This is a genomic window from Microtetraspora sp. NBRC 13810 (assembly GCF_030268685.1).
Lineage (GTDB): Bacteria > Actinomycetota > Actinomycetes > Streptosporangiales > Streptosporangiaceae > BSRQ01.
This window is the reverse complement of the sequence record NZ_BSRQ01000021.1, coordinates 63,077-83,924: the sequence shown is the minus strand read 5'-3', so window position 1 is coordinate 83,924 and position 20,848 is coordinate 63,077. Positions and strand designations below refer to the sequence as shown.

The 20,848-nt window shown below is 70.7% G+C and carries 22 protein-coding genes; 13 read left to right on the top strand and 9 right to left on the bottom strand.

The genetic code is table 11. The annotated features are described in order from the left end of the window. The first annotated feature begins 14 nt into the window (after positions 1-14). The 11 genes from QSK26_RS32700 (at position 15) to QSK26_RS32650 (ending at position 11,540) form a co-directional block, all read left to right on the top strand. Entirely contained in the window at positions 15-1,388 is a 1,374-nt protein-coding gene (locus QSK26_RS32700) for a nitroreductase family protein (RefSeq protein WP_285779174.1), read from the top strand. Continuing rightward, a complete protein-coding gene (locus tag QSK26_RS32695; protein ID WP_285779173.1) occupies positions 1,385-3,106 on the top strand; it encodes an ABC transporter ATP-binding protein/permease in 1,722 nt (573 codons plus the stop codon). The genes QSK26_RS32700 and QSK26_RS32695 overlap by 4 nt, the downstream gene beginning before the upstream one ends. 17 nt (positions 3,107-3,123) lie before the next feature. Continuing rightward, positions 3,124-4,878, top strand: a complete 1,755-nt coding sequence (locus tag QSK26_RS32690) for an ABC transporter ATP-binding protein (protein ID WP_285779172.1) — start codon at positions 3,124-3,126, stop codon at positions 4,876-4,878. Positions 4,879-4,899: 21 nt separating this feature from the next. Continuing rightward, positions 4,900-5,196 carry a hypothetical protein gene (locus tag QSK26_RS32685; RefSeq protein ID WP_285779171.1) on the top strand — a complete coding sequence of 99 codons (297 nt, stop codon included), beginning with the start codon at positions 4,900-4,902 and terminating at the stop codon, positions 5,194-5,196. A 427-nt stretch (positions 5,197-5,623) separates the two neighbouring features. Further along, a complete protein-coding gene (locus QSK26_RS32680; protein ID WP_285779170.1) occupies positions 5,624-6,250 on the top strand; it encodes a protoglobin domain-containing protein in 627 nt (208 codons plus the stop codon). A 162-nt stretch (positions 6,251-6,412) separates the two neighbouring features. Continuing rightward, positions 6,413-7,123 carry an HAD family hydrolase gene (locus QSK26_RS32675; RefSeq protein ID WP_285779169.1) on the top strand — a complete coding sequence of 237 codons (711 nt, stop codon included), beginning with the start codon at positions 6,413-6,415 and terminating at the stop codon, positions 7,121-7,123. Then, complete coding sequence (locus QSK26_RS32670) at positions 7,120-7,830, top strand: methylated-DNA--[protein]-cysteine S-methyltransferase (RefSeq protein WP_285779168.1); 711 nt, start codon at positions 7,120-7,122, stop codon at positions 7,828-7,830. The genes QSK26_RS32675 and QSK26_RS32670 overlap by 4 nt, the downstream gene beginning before the upstream one ends. Before the next feature lie 76 nt (positions 7,831-7,906). Next, positions 7,907-8,452: a 2OG-Fe(II) oxygenase gene (locus tag QSK26_RS32665; protein WP_285779167.1), complete on the top strand. Its 546-nt coding sequence runs from the start codon at positions 7,907-7,909 to the stop codon at positions 8,450-8,452. Positions 8,453-8,782: 330 nt separating this feature from the next. Next, entirely contained in the window at positions 8,783-9,805 is a 1,023-nt protein-coding gene (locus QSK26_RS32660) for an alcohol dehydrogenase catalytic domain-containing protein (RefSeq protein WP_285779166.1), read from the top strand. Between the two features lie 427 nt (positions 9,806-10,232). Beyond that, the gene (locus QSK26_RS32655; protein WP_285779165.1) at positions 10,233-10,823 is read left to right on the top strand and encodes an ABATE domain-containing protein; all 591 of its coding nucleotides are present in this window, start codon (positions 10,233-10,235) and stop codon (positions 10,821-10,823) included. A gap of 54 nt (positions 10,824-10,877) precedes the next feature. Then, positions 10,878-11,540: a TetR/AcrR family transcriptional regulator gene (locus QSK26_RS32650; RefSeq protein WP_285779164.1), complete on the top strand. Its 663-nt coding sequence runs from the start codon at positions 10,878-10,880 to the stop codon at positions 11,538-11,540. Positions 11,541-11,634: 94 nt separating this feature from the next. Here QSK26_RS32650 and QSK26_RS32645 read toward each other — a convergent pair whose 3' ends face one another. Beyond that, a complete protein-coding gene (locus QSK26_RS32645; RefSeq protein ID WP_285779163.1) occupies positions 11,635-11,943 on the bottom strand; it encodes a hypothetical protein in 309 nt (102 codons plus the stop codon). On the opposite strand from QSK26_RS32645, the gene QSK26_RS42175 reads away from it, so the two are divergent. Next, positions 11,907-12,149 (top strand): LmrA/YxaF family transcription factor, encoded by a 243-nt coding sequence (locus tag QSK26_RS42175; protein WP_502888769.1) that lies wholly within the window; start codon positions 11,907-11,909, stop codon positions 12,147-12,149. The genes QSK26_RS32645 and QSK26_RS42175 overlap by 37 nt on opposite strands. 65 nt (positions 12,150-12,214) lie before the next feature. Here the strand turns inward: QSK26_RS42175 and QSK26_RS32635 are convergent, their stop codons facing one another. Further along, the gene (locus QSK26_RS32635; RefSeq protein ID WP_285779161.1) at positions 12,215-13,498 is read right to left on the bottom strand and encodes an alpha/beta fold hydrolase; all 1,284 of its coding nucleotides are present in this window, start codon (positions 13,496-13,498) and stop codon (positions 12,215-12,217) included. 911 nt (positions 13,499-14,409) lie between these two features. Then, positions 14,410-15,384, bottom strand: coding sequence for a hypothetical protein (locus tag QSK26_RS32630; RefSeq protein ID WP_285779160.1), 975 nt, complete (start codon positions 15,382-15,384; stop codon positions 14,410-14,412). Positions 15,385-15,738: 354 nt separating this feature from the next. Here QSK26_RS32630 and QSK26_RS32625 point away from each other — a divergent pair, with 354 nt between their 5' ends. Next, the gene (locus QSK26_RS32625) at positions 15,739-16,173 is read left to right on the top strand and encodes a tetratricopeptide repeat protein (RefSeq protein WP_285779159.1); all 435 of its coding nucleotides are present in this window, start codon (positions 15,739-15,741) and stop codon (positions 16,171-16,173) included. Positions 16,174-16,422: 249 nt separating this feature from the next. On the opposite strand, the gene QSK26_RS32620 is transcribed toward QSK26_RS32625, so the two are convergent. The 6 genes from QSK26_RS32620 to QSK26_RS32595 form a co-directional block, all read right to left on the bottom strand. Continuing rightward, positions 16,423-17,607 (bottom strand): hypothetical protein, encoded by a 1,185-nt coding sequence (locus tag QSK26_RS32620; protein WP_285779158.1) that lies wholly within the window; start codon positions 17,605-17,607, stop codon positions 16,423-16,425. Further along, the gene (locus QSK26_RS32615) at positions 17,604-18,134 is read right to left on the bottom strand and encodes a SigE family RNA polymerase sigma factor (protein WP_285779157.1); all 531 of its coding nucleotides are present in this window, start codon (positions 18,132-18,134) and stop codon (positions 17,604-17,606) included. Before QSK26_RS32615 ends, QSK26_RS32620 begins: the two co-directional genes overlap by 4 nt. 161 nt (positions 18,135-18,295) lie before the next feature. Next, the gene (locus QSK26_RS32610) at positions 18,296-19,111 is read right to left on the bottom strand and encodes a lipase family protein (protein ID WP_285779156.1); all 816 of its coding nucleotides are present in this window, start codon (positions 19,109-19,111) and stop codon (positions 18,296-18,298) included. 411 nt (positions 19,112-19,522) lie between these two features. Then, complete coding sequence (locus tag QSK26_RS32605; protein ID WP_285779155.1) at positions 19,523-19,879, bottom strand: hypothetical protein; 357 nt, start codon at positions 19,877-19,879, stop codon at positions 19,523-19,525. 284 nt (positions 19,880-20,163) lie between these two features. Beyond that, positions 20,164-20,541, bottom strand: coding sequence for a hypothetical protein (locus QSK26_RS32600; protein WP_285779154.1), 378 nt, complete (start codon positions 20,539-20,541; stop codon positions 20,164-20,166). A 19-nt stretch (positions 20,542-20,560) separates the two neighbouring features. Next, positions 20,561-20,752, bottom strand: coding sequence for a P-loop NTPase family protein (locus tag QSK26_RS32595; RefSeq protein ID WP_285779153.1), 192 nt, complete (start codon positions 20,750-20,752; stop codon positions 20,561-20,563). Between the last annotated feature and the right edge of the window lie 96 nt (positions 20,753-20,848).

Here is a 20,848-nt window from a genome sequence, read left to right as displayed (position 1 = left end):
GGGGTCGCCCGAGCATGACCGCCACATCCACCGGCCGCCTGTTCGCCGAGGCGCTCGCCGAGGTCCGTTCCACCCGGCCGGTCGAGCCGGACACCCACCCGGGCCCGGCCGGACGACACTGGACCGGCGAGCCGACCGATCCCGCGGCCGGGGGAGGCGCCCTCGACCTGGGACGCCTGCTGGCGTCCTCCCTCAGGGCCGAGCCGGTCGACGGCGACCGGGGCGTCTCTACGCGGCTGCGACCCGTGGCCTCTGCCGGCGGGCTGTATCCGGTCAACGCCCACCTGCTCGTCGGCCCGGGGTGTTCGATGCCGCCAGGACGCTATGCGTACGACCCGCTGGAGCACCGGGCTCGCCGGCGCGGCCCCGCACCGTCCGACGCCCCTCAAGGGATGGTCGCCGTGCTCACCGTGACCGCCCAGCGAACCGCCTCCCGTTACGGACACCGCGCCTGGCCACTGCTGCTCCTGGACACCGGACACGCCGTGGCCGCCCTGGCCGTGGCCGCGCTCGCCGGCGGCCACCAAGCCCGGCTGACGCTGAACGCCGGCGCGGCGGCGCTGGCCGCTGCCGCCGGACTGCCCGTGCCCGACCGGTGGAACGCCACCTGGGCGGATACCGCACCGGAACATCCCCTGGCCGCCGTGCACGTCACGGCCGACGAACCCGGCCACTCCACCCTGTGCCCGCTCACCACCTGGGCCGCCGAGCCGCTGTCGACGCCGCCGGCGACCGGCCCCGCGCCAAGTCCGGCAGGGGAGCACGCCGGAGCGGTGCTGGCCGCCCTGTCCCGCAGCACCGCTCCCGCACTCTGGTGGCCCGCCGGACTCCCGTTCGGCGGCGGGAAGTCGTCCCTGGCGCAGGCCATCGCCGACCGCCGCAGCGCACCACCACCCCTGAACGGACAGCCCGATCCCGGCGCCCTCGCCGCCGTGCTGTCCGCGGCGAACGATGCCGGTCCCGGCGGTCCGTCCTGGTGCGCCGCCATCGGTTCGCCCCCGGGCCTGGTGACCGCCGATCCCTCGGAGCCGAAGGCGCTCCGCCTCATCGCCGGTGGAGAGGCACGGCCGACGCTGGCCGTGTGGGCGGCTCGGCAAGGCTGGCTCTCCCAAGCCGGAGCCGTCCTGCTGGCCGAGGGCGTCGCGGACCCGGCTTCCGCCGAGCGGATACGCGTCGAGCATCTGGCCGCGGGGTACGCCGCCGCCCGCGCGGAGCTCGCCGCGACCGCTCTCGGACTGCGCACCCGGCCGATCGGCTCCTGGCAGGCCGCCGACCTGGGAGCCGCACTCGGCGGCCCGGCCGGGCAGCGATGGGTCATCCACGGTCTCGCGCTGGCTGCCCCTCTCCGATTCTCCCCGCCGTCTCACCTCCGGAGCGACCGCCGATGATGTTGCACTCTGAGCTCCTGCGTGCTGCCCGTACCGCGCCGGCCCCGCTGGCGCGCGCCACCGCGTTGCTCACCGCGGTCACCGTCGCCCATGTCGCCCAGGCCACACTGCTCGCCGTCGCCCTCGCCGACGTCGCCCGTGACCGCACCGACCGGCTGGCCGTCCTGCTCGCCGCGGTGGCCGCCGTGCTGCTCCTGCGCGTGTTCCTCATCAGGTGGCAGCGACTGGCCGCCGCCGACGCCGGTGCGCGGATCCGGTCGCTCCTGCGCGACGAACTGCTCGTCCAGCTCGGTCGTCTCGGCGCCGCCCACAGCACCGCCGCCCGCGCGGGAGCACTGCGCGCGACCGTCGTCGACGGCGTCGAGGGCGTCAACACCTACCTGTCGCGCTACCTGCCGCAGTTCGCCGTGGTGTGCCTGGTCACACCCGTTCTGCTGGCGTGGATCGCCACCGTCCACGCGTGGGCGGCCGTCGTCCTCACCGTGGCCGTCGCCCTGACGCTCCTCGTCCCCCGGCTGTGGGATCGGGCCCTGGCCGAACGCGGCAAGGAACACTGGGACAGCTACGAAGACCTGGCCGCCGACTATCTGGAAGCGCTCCAGCAGATGCCCACCCTGCGCGCCACCGGAGCCGTCCACCGTAAGCGTGAGACTCTGGAAGACCGGTCACGCCGGCTGCATCGGGCCATCGTCGCCAAGCTCCGGGTCTCGCTGGTCGACACCGCCCTGACCGACCTCGCCATCCAGGCGGGCACGCTCGGCGCGGTCCTGCTGGCCTGCGTGTCCGCCGCCACCGGCCGCGCCACCGGGGCCGAGGCATACCTTCTGCTGATGCTCGCCGCCGAGTGCTTCCGGCCGCTGCGCGACCTGTCCAGGGAATGGCACGCCGGATACGTGGGTCTCTCGGCCGCCGACGGCATCGCCGCACTGCGCACTGCCCGGCCCGCCGTGCCCGACAGCGGCACGCTCGAGCCCTCGTGGCCGTCGGCGCCCGCCCTGTCGTTCACCGACGTCCGCTTCGGGTACCCGGGCGCCGACCGTCCTGCTCTCCACGGCGTCGGCTTCGCCTGCCCGGCGGGCCGCACGACCGCCCTGGTGGGGCCATCCGGGGCCGGCAAGTCCACGCTGCTGGCACTCGTGCAACGTCATCACGACCCCGATGCCGGGGCGGTGTCGCTCGACGGCGTCGACATCCGGGAACTGTCCCTGGCCGCGCTGCGCCGTACCATTGCCGTGGTCTCCCAGGAGACCTATCTCTTCGCCGCCTCCATCGCCGACAACCTGCGGCTGGCCGATCCCGGCGCCACCGACCAGCAGCTCGTCGCCGCCTGCCGCGACGCGGGGATCCACGACGAGATCACGGCGCTCACCGACGGATACGCGACCGTGCTGGGAGAACGCGGCGCGACCCTTTCCGGCGGCCAGCGGCAACGCCTGGCCCTCGCCCGCGCCCTGCTCTGCGACGCCCCGGTCCTGGTGCTGGACGAGGCCACCAGCGCGGTGGACGAACACCGCGAACACCAGATCACCCGGACGCTGCGCCGCGTCGCGCGAGGCAGGACCTGTCTGATCATCGCCCACCGGCTGGCCGCCGTCCGGGACGCCGACCAGATCGTGGTCCTGGACCGCGGCCACCTCGACGCCGTCGGCGACCACCGGACGCTGGTCGACGCGGGCGGCACCTACGCCGCACTGGCCACCGCGGACCTCCGCCACTGATCCGCCGAGGAGTTTCCATGAACCGCCAACCGCCCACCCGGCGCGTCCTGCGCGGCTTGCTCCCCGCGCTGCGGCCGCACCGCCGGATGGTCGCCCGTACGATCCTCTCCTGCCTGATCGACCAAGCCGCCCTCGTCGTCCTGGTCACCTGGCTGGCCCACATCGTCGGACGGGCCGTCACCGAACACGCCGCGCCCGACCCCGCCACCGTCTGCGTGCTCGGCGGGCTGGTGCTGCTCAGGGCCGTCGCGACATGGTGGCAGATGGACCTGTCGCACGACCTGGCCTACCGCGTGCTCGCCGAACTGCGGGTCCGAATCTACGACGGTCTCGCCCGCAGCGCCCCGGCACGCATCGCCGGTCGCCGTAGCGGCGACCTGGCGGCGACCGCGATGAACGACATCGAGACACTGGAGTTCTTCTACGCCCACACCACCGCTCAGCTCTTCGCCTCCGGACTGGTCTTCATGTCCGGGACGGCCGTGCTCGGGGTAATCGACCCCTGGCCGGCGCTGGCCGTGCTGCCCGTGGCCGCCGCCCTCATGGCGCATCCGCTGCTCGGCGACCGTGGCCGCACCCTCCGCGGGGACCAGGTCCGCACCGCCACGGCCGGTCTCTCGGCCGACGCCGTCGACACCGTGGACGGCATCCGCGAACTCCTCGCCCACAACGCCCTCGACCGCCGCCGCCGGCAGCTCGCCGCCGCCGGCCGCCGACTCGCTCTGGCGCAGCGCGCCGAGGCCCGTCACGACGGCGCCTTCCTCGCTGTTCAGGACATCCTCGTGGCGCTGGCCCTGATCGCCGTGGTCGCCGCCATCGCAACCGCGGGCGACGGTTCGCCCGGCGCGTGGGCCCCCGCCGCGCTGGCCCTGGCCGTCTCGGTCCTGGCCCCGGTGGCCGCCGGTGCCGACGCCCTGCGCCAGGCCGGCAGCCTGCGCGCCGCCGCCGCGCGGGTGATGGCCGCGATCGACGCCCCGCCGGCCGCACCGCCTCCGGCTCGGCCGATCCCGCTTCCCGGCGGCCGGGTCGGCGTCCGGCTGCGCAACCTCCGTTTCTCCTACGGTGACGTCCCCGTGCTGCGCGGCCTGGATCTCACCATCCCCCCGGGGCGCACCCTCGCCCTTGTCGGAGCCTCCGGAGCGGGAAAAACCACCGTCGCCCACCTTCTTGCCCGCTTCTGGGACCCCACGGACGGCACAGTCGAACTCGTCACCGCCGGGGGAGCCGTCGACCTGCGCGACCTCACCGACAACGAACTGCGCTCCGCTGTCGCGCTGGTCGGCCAAGACGCCTCCCTGTTCCACGGCACGCTCCGGGACAACCTGCGGCTGGCCGTGCCCGACGCCGATGACGACCTGCTGAACCGCGTCATCAGGCAGTGCGGTGTCGACCGGATCGCCGCCACCCTGCCCCACGGTCTGGACAGCATCGTCGGAGAACGCGGCGCCACCCTCTCCGGCGGTCAACGAGCCCGCGTCGCGCTCGCCCGCGCCCTGCTCACCGACCCCGGAGTCCTGATCCTCGACGAGGCGACCGCCCACCTGGACACCGTCGGCGACGCCGAACTCGCCCGCCTGCTGGCCGGACGTGACACCACCACGATCGTCATCGCACACCGCCCGGCCACCATCCGCCGCGCCCACCACATCGCCGTCCTGGAGAACGGCCAGGTGGTCGAAGAAGGCACCTGGGACACCCTCACGTCCACCGACAGCGCCCTGAGACGACTCCTGTCCACCACCGCCACACACGGCCGCATCTCGGACAGGTAACCGCCGGCAGACCGGCTTCCAGTGAACGAGGCGCTCGTCCCCGTACACCCACTCTTTCTCATCGTGGCGCGACGGTTTTCAGCCGCGCCGGCGGCGTGGGTGGCCCGGGTGCCCCGCATCGACGAGGTCGGGGTCCTCGTACACGATCGTGCCTACCACCTGGTCGGCGATCAGCGCGTCGTAGTCCGCGCCGGGGTGTTCTCCCGCACCGTGTTCGATCAGGGTGGACATGAGCTCGACGCCCAGGCGCCCGGCGAGACGGTCGTGGCAGGTTCGGGCCTCGCGCAGCGCCTTGGCGCGGGTGCCCTGCCGCAGTGACCGGATGGGCAGGGGAGGCGCGAGTCGCTGCAGTGCCTCGATCAGCCGTGCGACGTCGGGTCCGGCCAGGCGGTAGTAGCGGTGCCGCCCGTAGGGCTATACGGGCGAGCAGACCGGCCTCGGTCAGCTTGCCCAGACGGCTGCCGGCCGTGGCGGGACTGACACCGGACGCGGTCGATAGCTGTCCCATATATCCACGATAGGCCGGTTTCGATTCGATCGGCGGCGAAGTGCCGCGCGGTTAGGGTCTGAGGTGTAGCGCCTTCGGCCAGGGTAGAGGCCCAGGTCGAGGCCGGGAGCGGCGGATCTGTGACCAGGTCCGCGCCCAGTTCAGATTCGCGCGGTCTGGAGGGCGGCGCCGAGGTTCGGGCGACCCCTCCACAGTCCTGCCGGGCGTGGCGACGTACCGATCAAGGGGGCCTTTGTGATGAGTGACCACACGCCGACACCGAAACTGGTCACCGAGCAAGCCGAGAGCATTCCCGGTTACACCTACGGCACCGCCGAGGCCGCCACCTCGCCGCTGACCATGGAGGACCTGGAGCGGCTCAAGGCCGTGGTGGGGCTGACCCGGAAGGATGAGGACGCCTTGGTCGAGGCGGCCGGTGTGCTGGTCGACCAGGCCGACGACATGGTGACCGCCTACCGGCAACGGCTCGAGGAACTGCCGTTCATGCGCCCCTACTTCGGGCATCCCGACGGGCAGCCGAACCCGGAGTACGGGGCGGCGTCCAAGCCGCGGTTCGACCGGTTCATCATCGACGCCTGCACCCGTCCGCTGGATGCGGACTGGCTGAATTACCAGCACGAGATCGGGTTGCGGCACACCCGCGCGAAGAAGAACAAGACCGACGACGCCGACTCGCTCGACCACATCCCGATGCGCTATCTGCTCGCCTTCACCGCTGTCGTGATCGCCACGGCGCGTGAGTACCTGGCGGCCGGGGGCGCTCCGGCCGAGCAGGTCGATCGCATGCATGCCGCCTTCACCAAGTCGGTCATGCTGCACGTCACGGTCTGGACCCGGCCGTACGTGGACGCTGCCGACTGGTGAGCGCCGGGCCCGACACACCACCCGCACCCATCCGAACCGGACAGGGGGATGACAACGACGAACCACGACCGGACCACGCCCGCCGGCGCCGACGGCGTGTGGATCGGCGGCGAGCCCCGGGTAACTCGTCTTCGACGTGAACGAGACACTGATCGACTTCGAGTGAACCCGCTGTTCGAGAAGATCTTCGGCGACGCCCGGATGATGCGCGAGTGGCTGGGCCACCTCATCATGTACTCGATGACGACCACCCTGTCCTGCCTCCGGGAGAGCTACTTCACCCTGGGCCAGGGACTGCTGAAGATGGTCGGCGACGTCCACGGCGTCCGGGTCGCCCACGACGGCATCGAGGAGATCCGGCAGGCGATGCTGACCATGCCCGCCCACCCCGACATCGAGCCCGGCCTGACCCGGCTCAAGGCCGCCGGCTTCCGCCTGGTCACGCTGACCAACTCGCCGGCCAACCCCGGCGGGCAGAGCCCGCTGGAGCACGCCGGTCTCGCGCCGTTCTTCGAGCGGCAGTTCACCGTCGAGACCGTCCGCGCCTACAAGCCCGCACCGCAGGTCTACCATCTGGTGGACCAGAGCCTGGGCGTGCCGCCGTCGGCCTGCTTCATGGTCGCCTGCCACGTCTGGGACACCGTGGGGGCCCAGAGCGCGGGTTACACCGCGGGGCTGATCACCCGGCCGGGCAACGCGCCGTTGCCCGTCCCCTCGCTACCTCAGCCCAACCTCGTGGCGCCGGACCTGCCCAAGGCGACGGGTTGTCACCGACGAGATCGAGATCACCCAGAGCTATGCGATGCGGCCACCGGCCAAGGGTGGGGCGATCCCTGGCCGTCCGTTCACGACCGCCGGCGCGCGATCAGTTGATCGGCCAGGGCAGGTCGCCGTCCCAGTCCTCCGGCCGCCCCCCATACGACCCGCGGCCCGCGCACCCGTTCACGCAGCAGAGCGACGCGCCCCTGTCCTCTGCCCGCCCCGGGGCCGAGCGCCTGCTGGAAGGGCTTCACGCCCACGACCCGGTGACGATGGCCCGGCTGCGCGAGCGGCTCGTCGATCAGGCGCAGCGCGAGGGGATCCTCGACGTGGCCTACCGCACGCTGGACACGCCGGTCGGGCGACTCCTGCTGGCCGCCACCGAGCAGGGCCTGATCAGAGTCGCCTACGCCGTGCAGGACCACGACGCCGCCTTGCGGCAACTCGCCGACCTCGTCAGCCCGCGCGTCATGGAGGCTCCCGGCAGGCTGGACGAGGTGGCCAGGCAGATCGAGGAGTATTTCGCAGGCCGGCGGACCCGTTTCGACCTGCCGCTGGACTGGCGACTGTCAAAGGGGTTCCGGCGCCAGGTGCTCACCCACCTGCCCGACATCGGCTACGGGCGCACCGAAAGCTATGCCCAGGTCGCCGCCGCCGGCAGCCCCCGCGCGGTCCGCGCGGTGGGCACCGCGTGCGCCACCAACCCACTGCCCGTCGTCGTGCCCTGCCACCGAGTCCTACGCTCCGACGGCAGCCTCGGAGGGTACGCCGGCGGCACCGACGCCAAACACGCCCTTCTCACCTTGGAGGCGACAACATGAACGCCGTCACCGCCACATCGCGCACACCGGGGCGCGACACGACCACAAGGGACACGTTCGCCGAACCACGGTCAACATGCGACGGCACCGGTTCGGCGAGGGCGAGTACCGCTACTTCGATCACCCCTTCCCCGAGGCCGTCCAGCGGCTGCGCGAAGAACTGTATCCGCGGCTGCTGCCCACCGCCCGCGACTGGTACGCCAAGCTCGGCCGCGACGCGGCATGGCCCGACACCCTGGCCGAATGGCTGAAGATCTGCCACAGCGCCGGCCAGGACAGACCCTCCCCGATCCTGCTGCGCTATGAGGCAGGTGGATGGAACGCGCTCCACCGGGACATCTTCGGCGACAAGGTCTTCCCGCTGCAGGTCGTCGTCAACTTGAACGCCCCGGCCGAGGATTACACCGGCGGCGAGTTCCTGCTGGTCGAGCAGCGCCCTCGGGCGCAGTCTCGCCGAACGACGGTCCTCATACCTCAGGGCCACGGCCTGATCTTCACTACCCGGGACAGGCCCGTGCCGTCCGCACGCGGCTGGTTGGCGGCACCCGTACGCCATGGCGTGTCCACGGTACGCACAGGCCGACGGCACACCCTCGGCCTCGTCTTCCACGACGCCGCCTGACCCGGATCCACGACACCCCAGGAAAGCGGATGCCGTGGAGGTCTCAGCCGGCGCGGCTCGCCAGTCCGGAGGCGGCTTGCCGGGCGCCACCGCGTGGGCCGGTGGTCGACGACCCTCGCGGACTGCGGGGGAGATTAGCAAATAGCTGATGGACGAAACATGGGCCGCCACAGGGGATCGCTTCGTTATTTTCTAGTCTGCTACCATCATAACTCGTGAGGTCGTTCGACGAGCTGGCTAGCGCGTGTCGGAGGCATCGGCGCTGCGCCTGGTGAGAGCTCGGAGGTGGGGGCACCGTCTGCGCCGCACGCAAAACCGCAAGGAGACGCCATGAGCACCACAATGAAGGCTGTTCGCATCCCCGAGATCAACGGTGCGCTGAGCGTGGTGGACCTGCCCGTGCCGCAGCCCGGCAGGGACCAGGTCCGCGTTGCGATCGAGGCCTGCGGAGTCTGCCGCACCGACCACAACATCGTCCGTGGCGACTTCGGCGACGGGCCGTTCCCGTTGACGCCCGGGCACGAGATCGCCGGGCGCATCGCAGCGCTCGGCGAAGGCGTGGAGGGCTGGGCGGTCGGCGACCGGGTAGCCGTGGGCTGGTTCGGCGGCAACTGCGGTCACTGCCAGGCGTGCCGCGATGGCGACGCGATCAACTGCACCGAGGTACAGGTGCCCGGCGTTGCCTACCCGGGTGGATATGCCGAGACTGTCGTGGTGCCCGTCAGTGCGCTGGCGCGCATCCCCGACGGTCTGACGGCTACGGAGGCGGCCCCCATGGGCTGCGCCGGCGTGACCGTGTTCAACGCTCTGCGCCGCACCTCCGCGCGGCCCGGTGACCTGGTGGCGATCCTGGGCCTGGGCGGCCTCGGGCACCTGGGCGTGCAGTTCGCCAAGAAGATGGGCTTCGACACCGTGGCCATCGCCCGCGGCAGCGAGAAGGAGTCCCTGGCCAAGCAACTGGGCGCGGACCATTACATCGACAGCACCGTCAGCGACGTCGCCGAGGCGCTGCAGGCGCTGGGCGGCGCCAAGGTGGTACTGGCCACGGTCAGCCAGCCGAGTGCGATGACGGCGGCCTTCGACGGACTCGGCACCCGTGGCGAGCTGGTGGTCGTGGGCGCGTCGCCGGACAAGATCGAGGTGAGCCCCTACCAGCTCATCTCGGGGCAGAAGAAGCTGCAGGGCCACGCGTCGGGCACCTCTCGTGAGGTCGAGGAGACCATGCGCTTCGCGGCCCTGTCCGGGGTCCGGGCGATGACCGAGCAGGTCCCCCTGGAGCAGGCCCCCGCGGCCTTCGACAAGATGCTCGCCGGCGACGCCCGCTTCCGCATGGTGCTGACCACGAACAACTGAAGCCGGTCCGACGTGTCGCGGAGGACGCCGGCCCCCGGGACGGCGAGTGAGGAGACGCTCAGCTCTCGGCGGCCATGACGAACCTTCCGATGCCGGTGATCCTCGAGGTCGTCAAGGCCCCGGACATGGCCGGCAGAACGCCTCCTCGCGGATCGTCAACATCGGCTCGATGGGCCAGGAGCCGATCGACTTCGACGACCCGCAGCAGGAGTACGGTTACACGGAACTCGCTGCGTACTGCCGGTCCAAGCTCGCCCTCATCACCACACGTACGATCTCGCCGGGGAACTCGCGGGCACCGGTGTCACGGCGAACACGACTTAGTTTAGCTAGTAACGGCATATTGTCAGAGTGGAAAATAGTTACGTGCGTCGGCGCTTTGCTCCAGACGGTAGGCTCCCGGTGGAGCCTGGTGGAGGGCGGAGAGGTGACAGTGCAGGAGAGCACGGGCAAGCCGGCGACGGACCTGGTGCTGGGATTCGTGAACACCAGGCCCACCGGCAACGGCGCACCCGAACGCATGGGCGACGCGGAGAGCCTACGGCAGTGGGTCCAAGCGGCAGGCCTGGGCGGCGGCGATGAGAACCTGCAGGTCACCGATGCCGACGCGGCTGTGGCCCGGGAACTGCGCGCCGCCCTGGTGGTCCTGCTTCTCTCCCACGTGGGAGTCGAGGAACACGAAGGCGCGGTGGCCGCCGCCGAAGGCCACCTGCGGCGCACCGCCGAGCTCTACCCGCTCGTCGCGGTCGTCACCGCGAACGGATGCGAACTGGCACCGTCCCAGCGAGGGGTGCCCGGCGTGTTCGGCTCGCTCTTCGCCGCGATGTCGCAGGCGACGGCGTCGGGGCTGTGGCCGCGGATGAAGATGTGCCGTAACCTGCCCTGCCACGTCAGCTTCCTGGACAAGACCCGCAACTCGGCTGGCCTGTACTGCAGTCCGGCCTGCCTCAGCCAGGTCTCCATGCGCTCCTACCGCCAGCGGCTGAAGGCGAACGGAGACCAGGCGGAGACAGACTGAGGCCTCTCGCGCCGCCAAGCGTAACGAACATCCGTGTGCGCTACGCTTGGCGGCGTGGAGAGGGCTCGATCAGCCGAGGACAAGGCACGTCGCGCGGAAGATCTGCTGCAGGCCGCCGAGGCTGTCGCTCTGGAGCTCGGTGGTGTCCGGTACATAACGCTGGCGGCCGTCACCGAGCGGGCGGGCCTCCACCGCACCGGGATAAGGCGCTACTACACCAGCAAGGAACAACTGCTCCTCGAACTGGCCGAGCGCGGGTGGGGTCAGTGGCGCGACGCCGTGAAGGCTGAGATCGCCGGCCGCACCGGTCTCACGCCCACCCAGGCAGCAGCCGTGGTCAGCAAGGCCCTGACTTCGCTGCCGGTGTTCTGCGACCTGCTGACGCATGCGGCCCTGCACCTGGAAGGTGACGTCAGCATCGACAGAGCCCGGCAGTACAAGATCAACGCAACCGCCGCGCGTGACGACATGGCCGCCGCGCTGGAACAGGCGAGCACCCTGACGATCGAACAGGTTGTCAGCCTGCTGGCGGTCGCGGGGTTCCTGGCGGCCGGCTTCTGGCAGATCTCCAACCCCACACCGACGCTGGCGAGGCTGTACGAAGAGGACCCGCGCTGGGGGCATGCCACCACTGACATCGGACCCCGGCTCGACGCCCTGCTGGCGACGTTCGCCATCGGATTGGCTGCGACGGAAACTCCCGCAGACGCCCGCTGACCCGGCCGGCAGGGCTGCGTAATCGGGGTCCCGTGGGCCGGTGCGGCGCACCCGCGCGCAGGGAGGGGCTCTGCGGCCCAGTGGCGCGAGCCCATCACCCGGACTCCTCGGCGGTTGCGGACGCGATCCCCGGCCCAGGACTGCTCCATCGACTCGGCATCGGCTGACGGCACGCGTTCGCCGACCGGGAGCATGACACGTCGGCTTCCTCGCGACCGAAGTCCCGCGCTCGGCTCACCGTGCCGACCTCCTCGCACACCTCCCGCAGCATCGGCCAGGCCTTGCCGTTCTCGGAGATGAAGTCATTGGTGGCATCAATGACAACGAGGGCGGTTCGCTCCAGCGGGTACATGATCTTCCTCTTCCGTGGCGGCAAGGACGAGACCGCCAGCGAGGTGGTCACGCTCCGGACCACTCAGCTTCTTCCGGGCGTGGCGCGGATCCCTGGCCCGGCATCTCGCCGCGCACGGCATCGACGGCGCCCCGGCCGATCGCCTCGCGACGCTCGCGGTCAGCGCCATCGAGGGTGCTCTTGTCATCAGTCGCACCGATCGGACGGTCGACGCCCTTCATGCCGTCCGCGACGAGTTGCGGCTGCTTATCGCCTGAAGGGTGTCGGCGAGGTTGTGCATGTGCCTTCGTCGGCGATCCGTGGTCGTCTCACGCGATCAGTGTCACGCGGGCCAGGCGGGGCATGTGGTGCCGGGAGCGGGCAGCTTGCCGTCGATCAGGTAGCGATCCACGTGGCCGATCACGCAGGGGTCACCGGCGTTCAGGTACCGGCCGTGGCCGATGCCGTCGTACCTGATCGTGACGGAGCCGGGGACCTGGTCGGTGATGGCGCGGACAGCGGGGTACTCGTAGACCGGCCCGACGCCGAGCAGCGGCGGAAGCGCGCGGGCCGGCAGCGGCGCCGGCGGGTTGGGGGCCTTGGCCGCCCACGGCGAACACGCGAGCCAGGCGTTCTCCCGCAGGCCGGAGAAGTTCGGCGACACCTCGACCGAGCGCCGTACCGCCGCACGGTAGGCGCGGTAGCCGTCGTAGCGGAAACCGTCGGCGCAGTTCACCGCGAGCATGGCGGTCACCCGCCGCGGCAGGCCGCGGCCCTGCGGGTCGAAGCCGGACGCGTCGCCCTTCGAGGCGCTCGCGACGGCCTTGGCGAACGTCGGCCAGTCCGCCGTGTTGATCATGCCGTAGGCCAGGAACTTGAGGTCGTCGCCGTCGTAGCGGGCGGCCGCGGCACCGGGCAGGGGACGACGCTCGGCCCGTCGCACGACGTCCTGCCAGGTCCTTTCCACGTCGTTCCCGTGCAGCGCGCAGTCGGAGGAGCCGGCGCACCAGCGGACGAAGCGCTTGAACCCCGCCTCCAGGCTCTTGTACTGCAGCCGCTCCGACTTCGCGAGCGGGGACACGTGGTCGGGCACGCTGTCCACCGCCATCGCGCGCAGCCGCTGCGGGAACAGCCGCGCGTAGGAGGCCCCGAGCACGCCGCCGTAGGAGTTGCCCAGATAGGAGATCTTCTCCTCACCCAGGGCGGCGCGGATGGCGTCCATGTCGCGTGCCTGGGTGGCGGAGTCCATGTGGGCGAACAACTCGGGCACGGCGTCCCGGCACGGAGCGATCCCGGCGGTGTTCGCCTTGAGCGCCTGGTCGTACTCGCGCCTGTTGTCCGGCGTGGCGAACGCGGGGCCGGCCGCGCAGGACGCCAGCGGGATGTGCTCGCCGCTCACCCCGCCGCGCGGGTTCCATGTGACGACGTTCATCCGGGTACGCAGACCGGCGAAGTTGGGCAGTGCCCGGGACAGCTCCCGGACGCCGGCGCCGCCGGGACCTCCGGGGCTGAACAGGACGGTGCCCGCGGCCTCGCCGGTGGCCGGCCCCCTGGCCACGGTGAGGGTGATCGTCTTCCCGCCGGGCTTCGACCAGTCGACGGGTACGGCCAGTTTGGCGCACCGCAACTCGGCCGAGACATCCCCGCCGCACGCGGACCATGTGAGGGACGACGCCGGTGCCCCGCTGGACGAAGCGGAAGCGGCTGGAGCCGACGCTCCCAGCGTCACCACCAAGGGCAGGGCAAGCAAGGCTGATCTCGGCCAGGTCATCGAATCCTCCGAAACAAGACGGTGCGGCGAGCGCCGCGGATGACCACACAGGCTAGGAAGGCGAACCTTCCGTCACATCTGCCACAGGGCATACATCCGACATGTGCGTCGATTCTCGTCTCAGGCGGACGGCGCTGGTTCCATTCGGCGGTTCGTTCCATGGGGGACTCTCCGCTCTCTCAGTGGTCGCCGGATCCGGGCTGGACGTTCCGCAGCAGGGTCGCCGCCAGCAACGCGACGGCGACGGCGGCTCCCACGACGGCTGTCGTGTGCAGTCCTTGGACGCCCCGACGATCAGGTCGGTGCCCAGGGCTGCCATCGGCCCCAGTCCCAGACCCGTTACCGCGGATGCCGCGACCAGGATTCCCAACCCGGCGGTCGCGCCGGTCAGCAGGAGCATCCCGAGACCGGCGGCCGCCAGGAGCAGACCCGACGCGATGACGAAGGCGGGGCGCAGCCTGGCCGCCAGAGCCGAAGCGGTCATGGCGCCGACCATCAGTCCGGCCGCGTTGGGCAGCGACCAGAGACCGGCCAGCAGCGGGGAGAGCCCGTTCACGAGTTAAAGGTCGGCCTGGCCGTCCTCACCCTGCTCGCGGACCTGGCGGAAGAGCGACCCCTGCTGTGCCTGATCGACGACGCCCACTGGCTGCACCCGGCGTCCAGGGGCGGGCTGGCCAAGCTGGACCTGGTGGGATAGCCGCACGCGGCGCCGTCGACGGATCCGGAGGCGGACCGGGCCTGGGTCGTTCCCGGTCCGGCTGGTGTTCTCATCGAGCCGCGGTATGGTCCCGGCTCAAGGACCCGGCGGGGGCGCGGGGCGGTGCGCCGGGCGGGTGCCCGTCGCCGGAGGGTGCCGCCTCGCGGCGGCGGGCGGCCGAGATGGCCAGAGCCGCCGGCAGTGCGGTCACGACGACCGTTGCGGCGAGCGCGGTCCACGTAGCCGTGTCGGGGTGGACCAGTGACTGGCCGCGCAGCGCCTGCCACGTCGTGATGGTGAACAGCGCGGTGTAGCCCAGGATGACGACCCCGGTCAGCTGGGCGCGCACGCGTTCGCCGCGCAGCCAGCCGATCCGGGTCGCGAGGGCGGTGAGGACCAGCACCGCGAGAACGAACACCTGGACGGAGTGCAGGCCGATGAAATGCGGAACGCGCAGGTCGCCACCCACGGTGCTCCAGTTCGTGATCGGCATGCCGTCGCCGTCCGGTGCCCCGACCCCGTGCTGCCCCAGCAGCGTGACCGGGTTCCCGTAGGCGTCCTCGACCGTCCGTGGTCCGGTCGCGGCCCACCCGCGGATGAAGGACGCCAGCGCCATGCCGATGACGGACAGCCCGATCCCGGCGCGCAGGGCCCAGGTGAGTGCCGTGTCGCCGACCCGCTGGAACAGCAGCATGACCGCGATGAGCAGGCTCGCCCCGAACAACCCGACCACGCCTGAGGAGAAGACCACCTGCCCGATCTGGTTGAACGCATCGGTGTTGACATTGAAATGGCTGTACGTGCCGCGGGCGGCCTGCACCGCGATGAAACCGACGTCGATCAGCCCGGTGACGGCGAAGGCCGTTCCGAGGGTCCACATCGTGCGCCTTGCCCGGCGGAGCTTCGGTAACAGCCAGGCGAGCGTTGCGCCGTAGATGACGAACGACACCCCGAACTTCAACGGCTTCGCCCAGATCGATGCCCGCATGAGCTCACGACCGTCTACGAGGAGACCGAAGCTCGCGAAGACGACGAGCGCGGACATCGCCGCCACCATGATCATCAACGGCCGGTGGCACGACCGCACTTCGGTTAACGAGCCGGACAACCGGTTCATCCGACCCCCCTTCCGGTGTCGCCCACGCCGGTGGAGGCCGCGGTGTCCGCCGTGCCGCCGGGCCGGAGCCGGCGCGCCAGGAAGCTTCGCGCAGGTGCGTACGCTGTATCTATCGTCATGTGGGCATCGTATTCAACCTGCGCTAAACCCCGACATATACCGGCAATAGAGCCTCACAAAGTGAACTAGTTCACCAACAATGGACTAGTACACTTGCCGCCCTGCGGAGTACGTGCACGTCGCCGGTGACACCGCTGCTCGGACCTTTGCCATACTGCTCGCATGACTGACGAAGCGCTGAGAATCACGTTGGACGATTTCCTGGCGCGTTTGGCCGACAATCCCGAAGATCCGGAGTTGCATCGAGAAATCGCTTACACGCATGACAGGCTCGGGCTGGAGCACGAGGCGGTGCCGTACTACGAGAAGGCGCTGGCGCTGGGCGCGTCCGACCGGCTGGGCGTGTGGACGGGCTATGGCAGCACTCTGCGCGTCATCGGGCGCTACGAGGAGGCGCTGGCGGTCTTCGAGAAGGGGCTGCGGGAGTTTCCCGGTGATCCGGGGTTGCGCGTCTTCCGCGCCATGGCGTTGTACAACACTGGGCGGTCCCGCGAGGCGGTCGCCGACCTGCTGCGGAGCCTGGCCGAGAACAAGCAGGTGGGGGGCTACGAGAAGGCTGTCACCTACTACGCGGAGAACCTCGACGAAACGGTCTAGGGCGCCTTCGGGGATCGTCAGCGGGAAGCTGCCAGGACCCAATGGAACGGCCCCGTCAAGCAGGCGGGCATCAATATCGTGAAGCGCCTGGACGCCCGATGCCAGCCCCTTATCTGGAGCCCGCGTCGCTCTCGCTGGGGGGCCGTGAACCAAGCCGCAGGTTCCGGGGGGCCGGCTGAAGTGACCAGGACGACCAGTGCGGCCGGCGCGTCGCGTCGGCCGCATTGGTCAAGGCGCCGTCGTAGCAGGTCAGAAGCCCGGTAGTTCCAGGCTGCCCGCCCAGGCCCGGTAGGTGTGGCTCGCGAGCGGCGTCACCTTGCCGGTGCGGATGTCCACACTGTAGGTCTGCTCGCCGAGGACCGGGGTGACGTCCTGCGAAGAGGCCATGGCCGGCCCGCTGACGACCACCTCGGTGGGGCTCAGCCAGCCGCCCGCCCGGGTGGCGGCGAAGCCGGGCGGCACGTCGCGCAGCCGTACCGGGCGCAGGGTCTCGCCGGTGGCCGTGTCGAGAGTGACGATCGTGTCATTGGGCTTGGACTTCTCCGCCGGGTCGCTCGTCGGTGTGAGGACGCCCGTCATGCCGGTGAGATAGGCCAGCTTGCGTCCGTCGGGAGAAGGCAGGCTGAGGTCGAAGGCCGGGGTGTGCTTCAGTGGCGGGAACGCGCGTACGGTGCCGTCTTCCGCCAGAACGCCCAACTTGTCGTCCTTGTCCGTGCTGACGATCACCGGGGCGCCGCCGTCGCCCACCGCCCGTACGTGCCATCCCTCGGGGATCTCGGTGACCTTCCCCGTCTCCACCTCGACGACCATGTCCTGCCCGGACCGGCCCCAGACGCCGAGGCGGCTGCCGTCGGGGGACGGCATCAGCAGCATCGGCGCGGCGACCAGCTCGGCCCGGGACACGGTCCCCGGTATGAGCCACACCCGCCCGCTCTCCAGGTCCCGTACGGCGATCTTCTGGTCCTGCTCGCTGTAGTAGACGACCCGCTCCCCGTTCGCCGAGATGACCATGGGCGCGTTCGTGTTCATGTAGTTCTCGGCGCTCTGCTCGGTGTAGACGCTGAGCGCCTCCGGCATCCGGTACGTGTGGCCGGTGCGCGTCACCACGTTCCACTGCGCGCACTCCTTGGCGAACCGGCGGGTGTTCACCCCGGGCTTCCACTCCTCCCCGCACCAGTCGTAGTAGGCGTAGGCGAGCGGCCCGACGCCGGCGGCCGGAAGGGTGTCGGTCACCTTGCTCATGATGACGTCGCCCGGCCGCTGACCACCGGTGACGGCGAAGGTGAGCGCGGCGACGACGGCGACCGCGGTGGCGGCGGAGGTGAGGTGCGTGCCCGCGCGCCTGCGGCGGGCCTTGCGGATCACCCCCTCGGTGAGGTCGACCGTGGGTGCGGCGGTGGCGATCGAGGTCAGCTGGTCGCGCAGCGTGGTCATCGGCGGATCTCCTCGGCGGCGGGCGCGTCGGTGTCATGGAGTAGGTGGGCGAGGTCCGGAGCGAGTGCCCGCAGGCGGCCGAGCGCGTGATGGGTCTGGCTCTTGACCGTCCCGGTGGAGCAGCCGAGCAGGTCGGCGGTCTCCGCCACGCTGCGGTCCTCATAGAACCGGAGGACGACGACGGCCCGCTGCCGCGGGGTCAGGCGGGCGAGCGCGCGTTGCAGGGCGAGCCGGTGCAAGGTGGCGTCGCCCGGGTCATGCCCCTCGTCGGGCGGATCCTCCCGGGGAAACTCGGCCGATCTTCGCCGCCGCCACCACGAGATGTGCTCGTTGATCAGCGCTTTACGGGTGTACGCCTCCGGGTTGCCGCTCCTGGCGATCCTGGGCCAGTGCCGAGCAACCTTGACCAGCACGCTCTGCAACAGGTCCTCGGCGAGATGGGCGTCCCCGGTGAGCAGGTAGGCGCTGTACATCAGCGACTGCTGACGCGCGCCCATGAACTCACGGAAGCCCTCATAACGGTCCATGCATTCTCCTTTCGCCATGGAGAACGCCACCTTGCCCACTCCGGTTGGAACCGCATCCTCACGTTAAGCCTTCGACGGGGCCGCCGGGCTCCGCCGCCGCTTCGGCGCGGCGGCGGAGCCGTGACGGGGAACGCGGTCCAGAAGGCCCGCCGGTCCCGTCGTCAGTGGTGGCTGGTCTCGAAGCGGGCCAGGTACGCGTCGATGAAGTGGTCACGGACGCCGTCGGCGCCCGGAGCGAGCAGGTCGGCGGTACGGCCCTTGAACCGGTCGGCCACGCTCGCCAGCAGCGTCATCGTCTCGCGCAGCCTGCCGTCGGCGTCGAAGTAGCGCTCTTCGGCGACGTGCTGGTAGAGCGGCGCGGGTGGCAGCCGGGCGACGACGTCGTTGTTGTTGACGAAGCGGAGCATCCGCCCGCGGAACACCTTGTCGTAGGCGGCGGCCAGATCGGGATCACAGGTACGGGGCTGGCCGAAGGTGTACACGCCGTCGGCCAGCAGGGCCGGGTCCTCGAAGTAGGTGCGCGCCGCTGCGATCATGGCCAGCGCGCCGCCCAGGCTGTGCCCGGTGAACCACAGCGTCTGATCGTCGGTGCGCCATTTGGCGATGGTGTCGCGCAGCTCGGCGTGGACCACGTCCAGGGCCTGGTAGAACCCCGCGTGGATGGTGCCGCCTGCCGAGTAGGGAGTCATCAGGACGTTGGCGTCCGACAGCCAGTCGCGCAGTTCCAGGGGCTGGGTGCCGCGGAACGCCGCGATGATCATGCGGTCGCTGGCGGCGACGTACGCCTGGGTGTCCTCCAGCGGGAAGGGCGGGCGGTGCGGCACGCGGAAGAACGCGTACCGGTCGAAGCCCCAGCCGTTCACGGTGGTCTCTATGTCGTTCGCGTTCTTGTAGGCCAGGGCGGCGGCGTGCGCGAGGCACCGCGCGTGCGGCAGGCTGTATCGGGTGGTCGCGTGGTCGAACGTGATCGCGGCCATGGTCTTGGTCCTCCCTACTCCCGTCGCCCGCGTCATGCGCCATCGTGTGGCTCTCACCAGGGGGTCCTTGATGAACGGGCGTTGTCATGGCAGCCCTCATCACAACACGATGACTACATAGCGTGATAGTGAGGTAACGCTAAGCTATCCGATTGGTGGGGTGCGGCCGACCGGGCTCCCCGGATGGCCTGTCGTATCGGGGGCACGAGGGTTGTACGACGCGGCCTGTGCGGCTCGCGGCCAGGGCGGCGGAGCTGACGGCATTGGGGACGTCGCTGTCCGAGCGGATCCGGTGCAGGGAAGGCTTGCCGGTCATGGGCAGGGGTGCGCTGAGCGCGTGGTCGGCCGCCTGGACGGACGGCGCCATCCGCGGGGGTGGTCCCCGTGGATGGCGCCGATGTCGCGGACCTCCTACCTTCGTTCGACTTTCCAAGCCCTGGTGATGGTCTGGTCGATCGAGTTACCGGCGGAGTCGGTGACCTGCACCCGCAGGGTCACGAACTCGCCGTCGCGTGGGTACCGGATGGTCGATTGCGGCGGCTGGGCCAGGTAGTGGTACCCGTTGCCGATCCGGAGCGGCGACAGGTTGAGCGAGATATAGCCGTACCCCCATTGCGCGTACGACGACGCGGTCAGGGACCCGGGGCCCACCGGCCCGGGCGCGATCGGCGCGGAGAAGTAGTCCTCGGTGACGCGGGTACCGGCCGCGTACTCGCGCAGGCTCTCCTCGTGGAGCGCGTTCGTCTGGTTGACGAACTGCCAGCGCATGCCCGGCGATACGTACTCGGTGCGGGTGAACGGAGCCCATCATGAAGGTGCCCCTGGTGGCCTTGGTCGTGCCGGGCAGCACGAAGACCTCGGCCGGGCCGGCGTTGCCGTGGAAGCTCTGCCCGATCACGCCGAGCTCGTGGCCGGGCGTTCCGAGGCGCCGGTTCCAGCCCACGCTCATCCGGTCGACCGCCTCCGTCGGCCGCCGGGTGGGGTATTCCACCCGCCGGGCCTTCCGCATGTCGAAGACCAGCTCCCGAGGTCCGTCCATGACCAGCTCCGGCTCACCGGCGATGGTCTCCGACAGCTTGGAGTACGGCTCCCCGGTGGTCCAGTCCGAAATGTTGGTTATCAGGGCGCCGGCGGCCGAGCAGCAGCATCGGGTCGTAGCCGAGCCCGATGAAGTACGCCGAGCCGTGGTCGTACAGGCCGAGCCAGTCCTGGCCGGTCTCCAGGTCCATCAGGCTCAGCAACGAGCAGCACGTGGTGTGCGCCGGGGCGCTGAAAACCCGGTGACGCTCGGCCATCCGATCGTCCAGCGGATCGGGTGCGGCCGGCAGCACCTCCGCCAGCTCCGGCAACAACGGCCGCAACGCTCCGGCCGCTCCGCTGACACGCAGCCCCCGCAGCTCATCCCCGATGCCGCGCACCGCCTCGATCACCGGGCCCAGCGGAAACGACTCACGGAACCGGTGGCACCGGCCCAGCAGCACCCGGCGGCCGGCGACCCTCGGGCCGGCCAAGCAGCTCCGACACCAGCCTGGTCTTGCCGACCCCCGCCTCGCCCTCGACCGACATCACCGCCGGCGGAGCGGTCACCGCCGCCACCAGCGCCGCCCGCTCCTCGACACGTCCGACCAGCGTCGGCGACACGACTCGCTGCCCAGCAGGGCTCCGCGCCGCCTGCACGGACGGGCGATCCAACGAGTCATCCGGGGGTTTCGGCCTCACACCCCTACAAAACCTGCT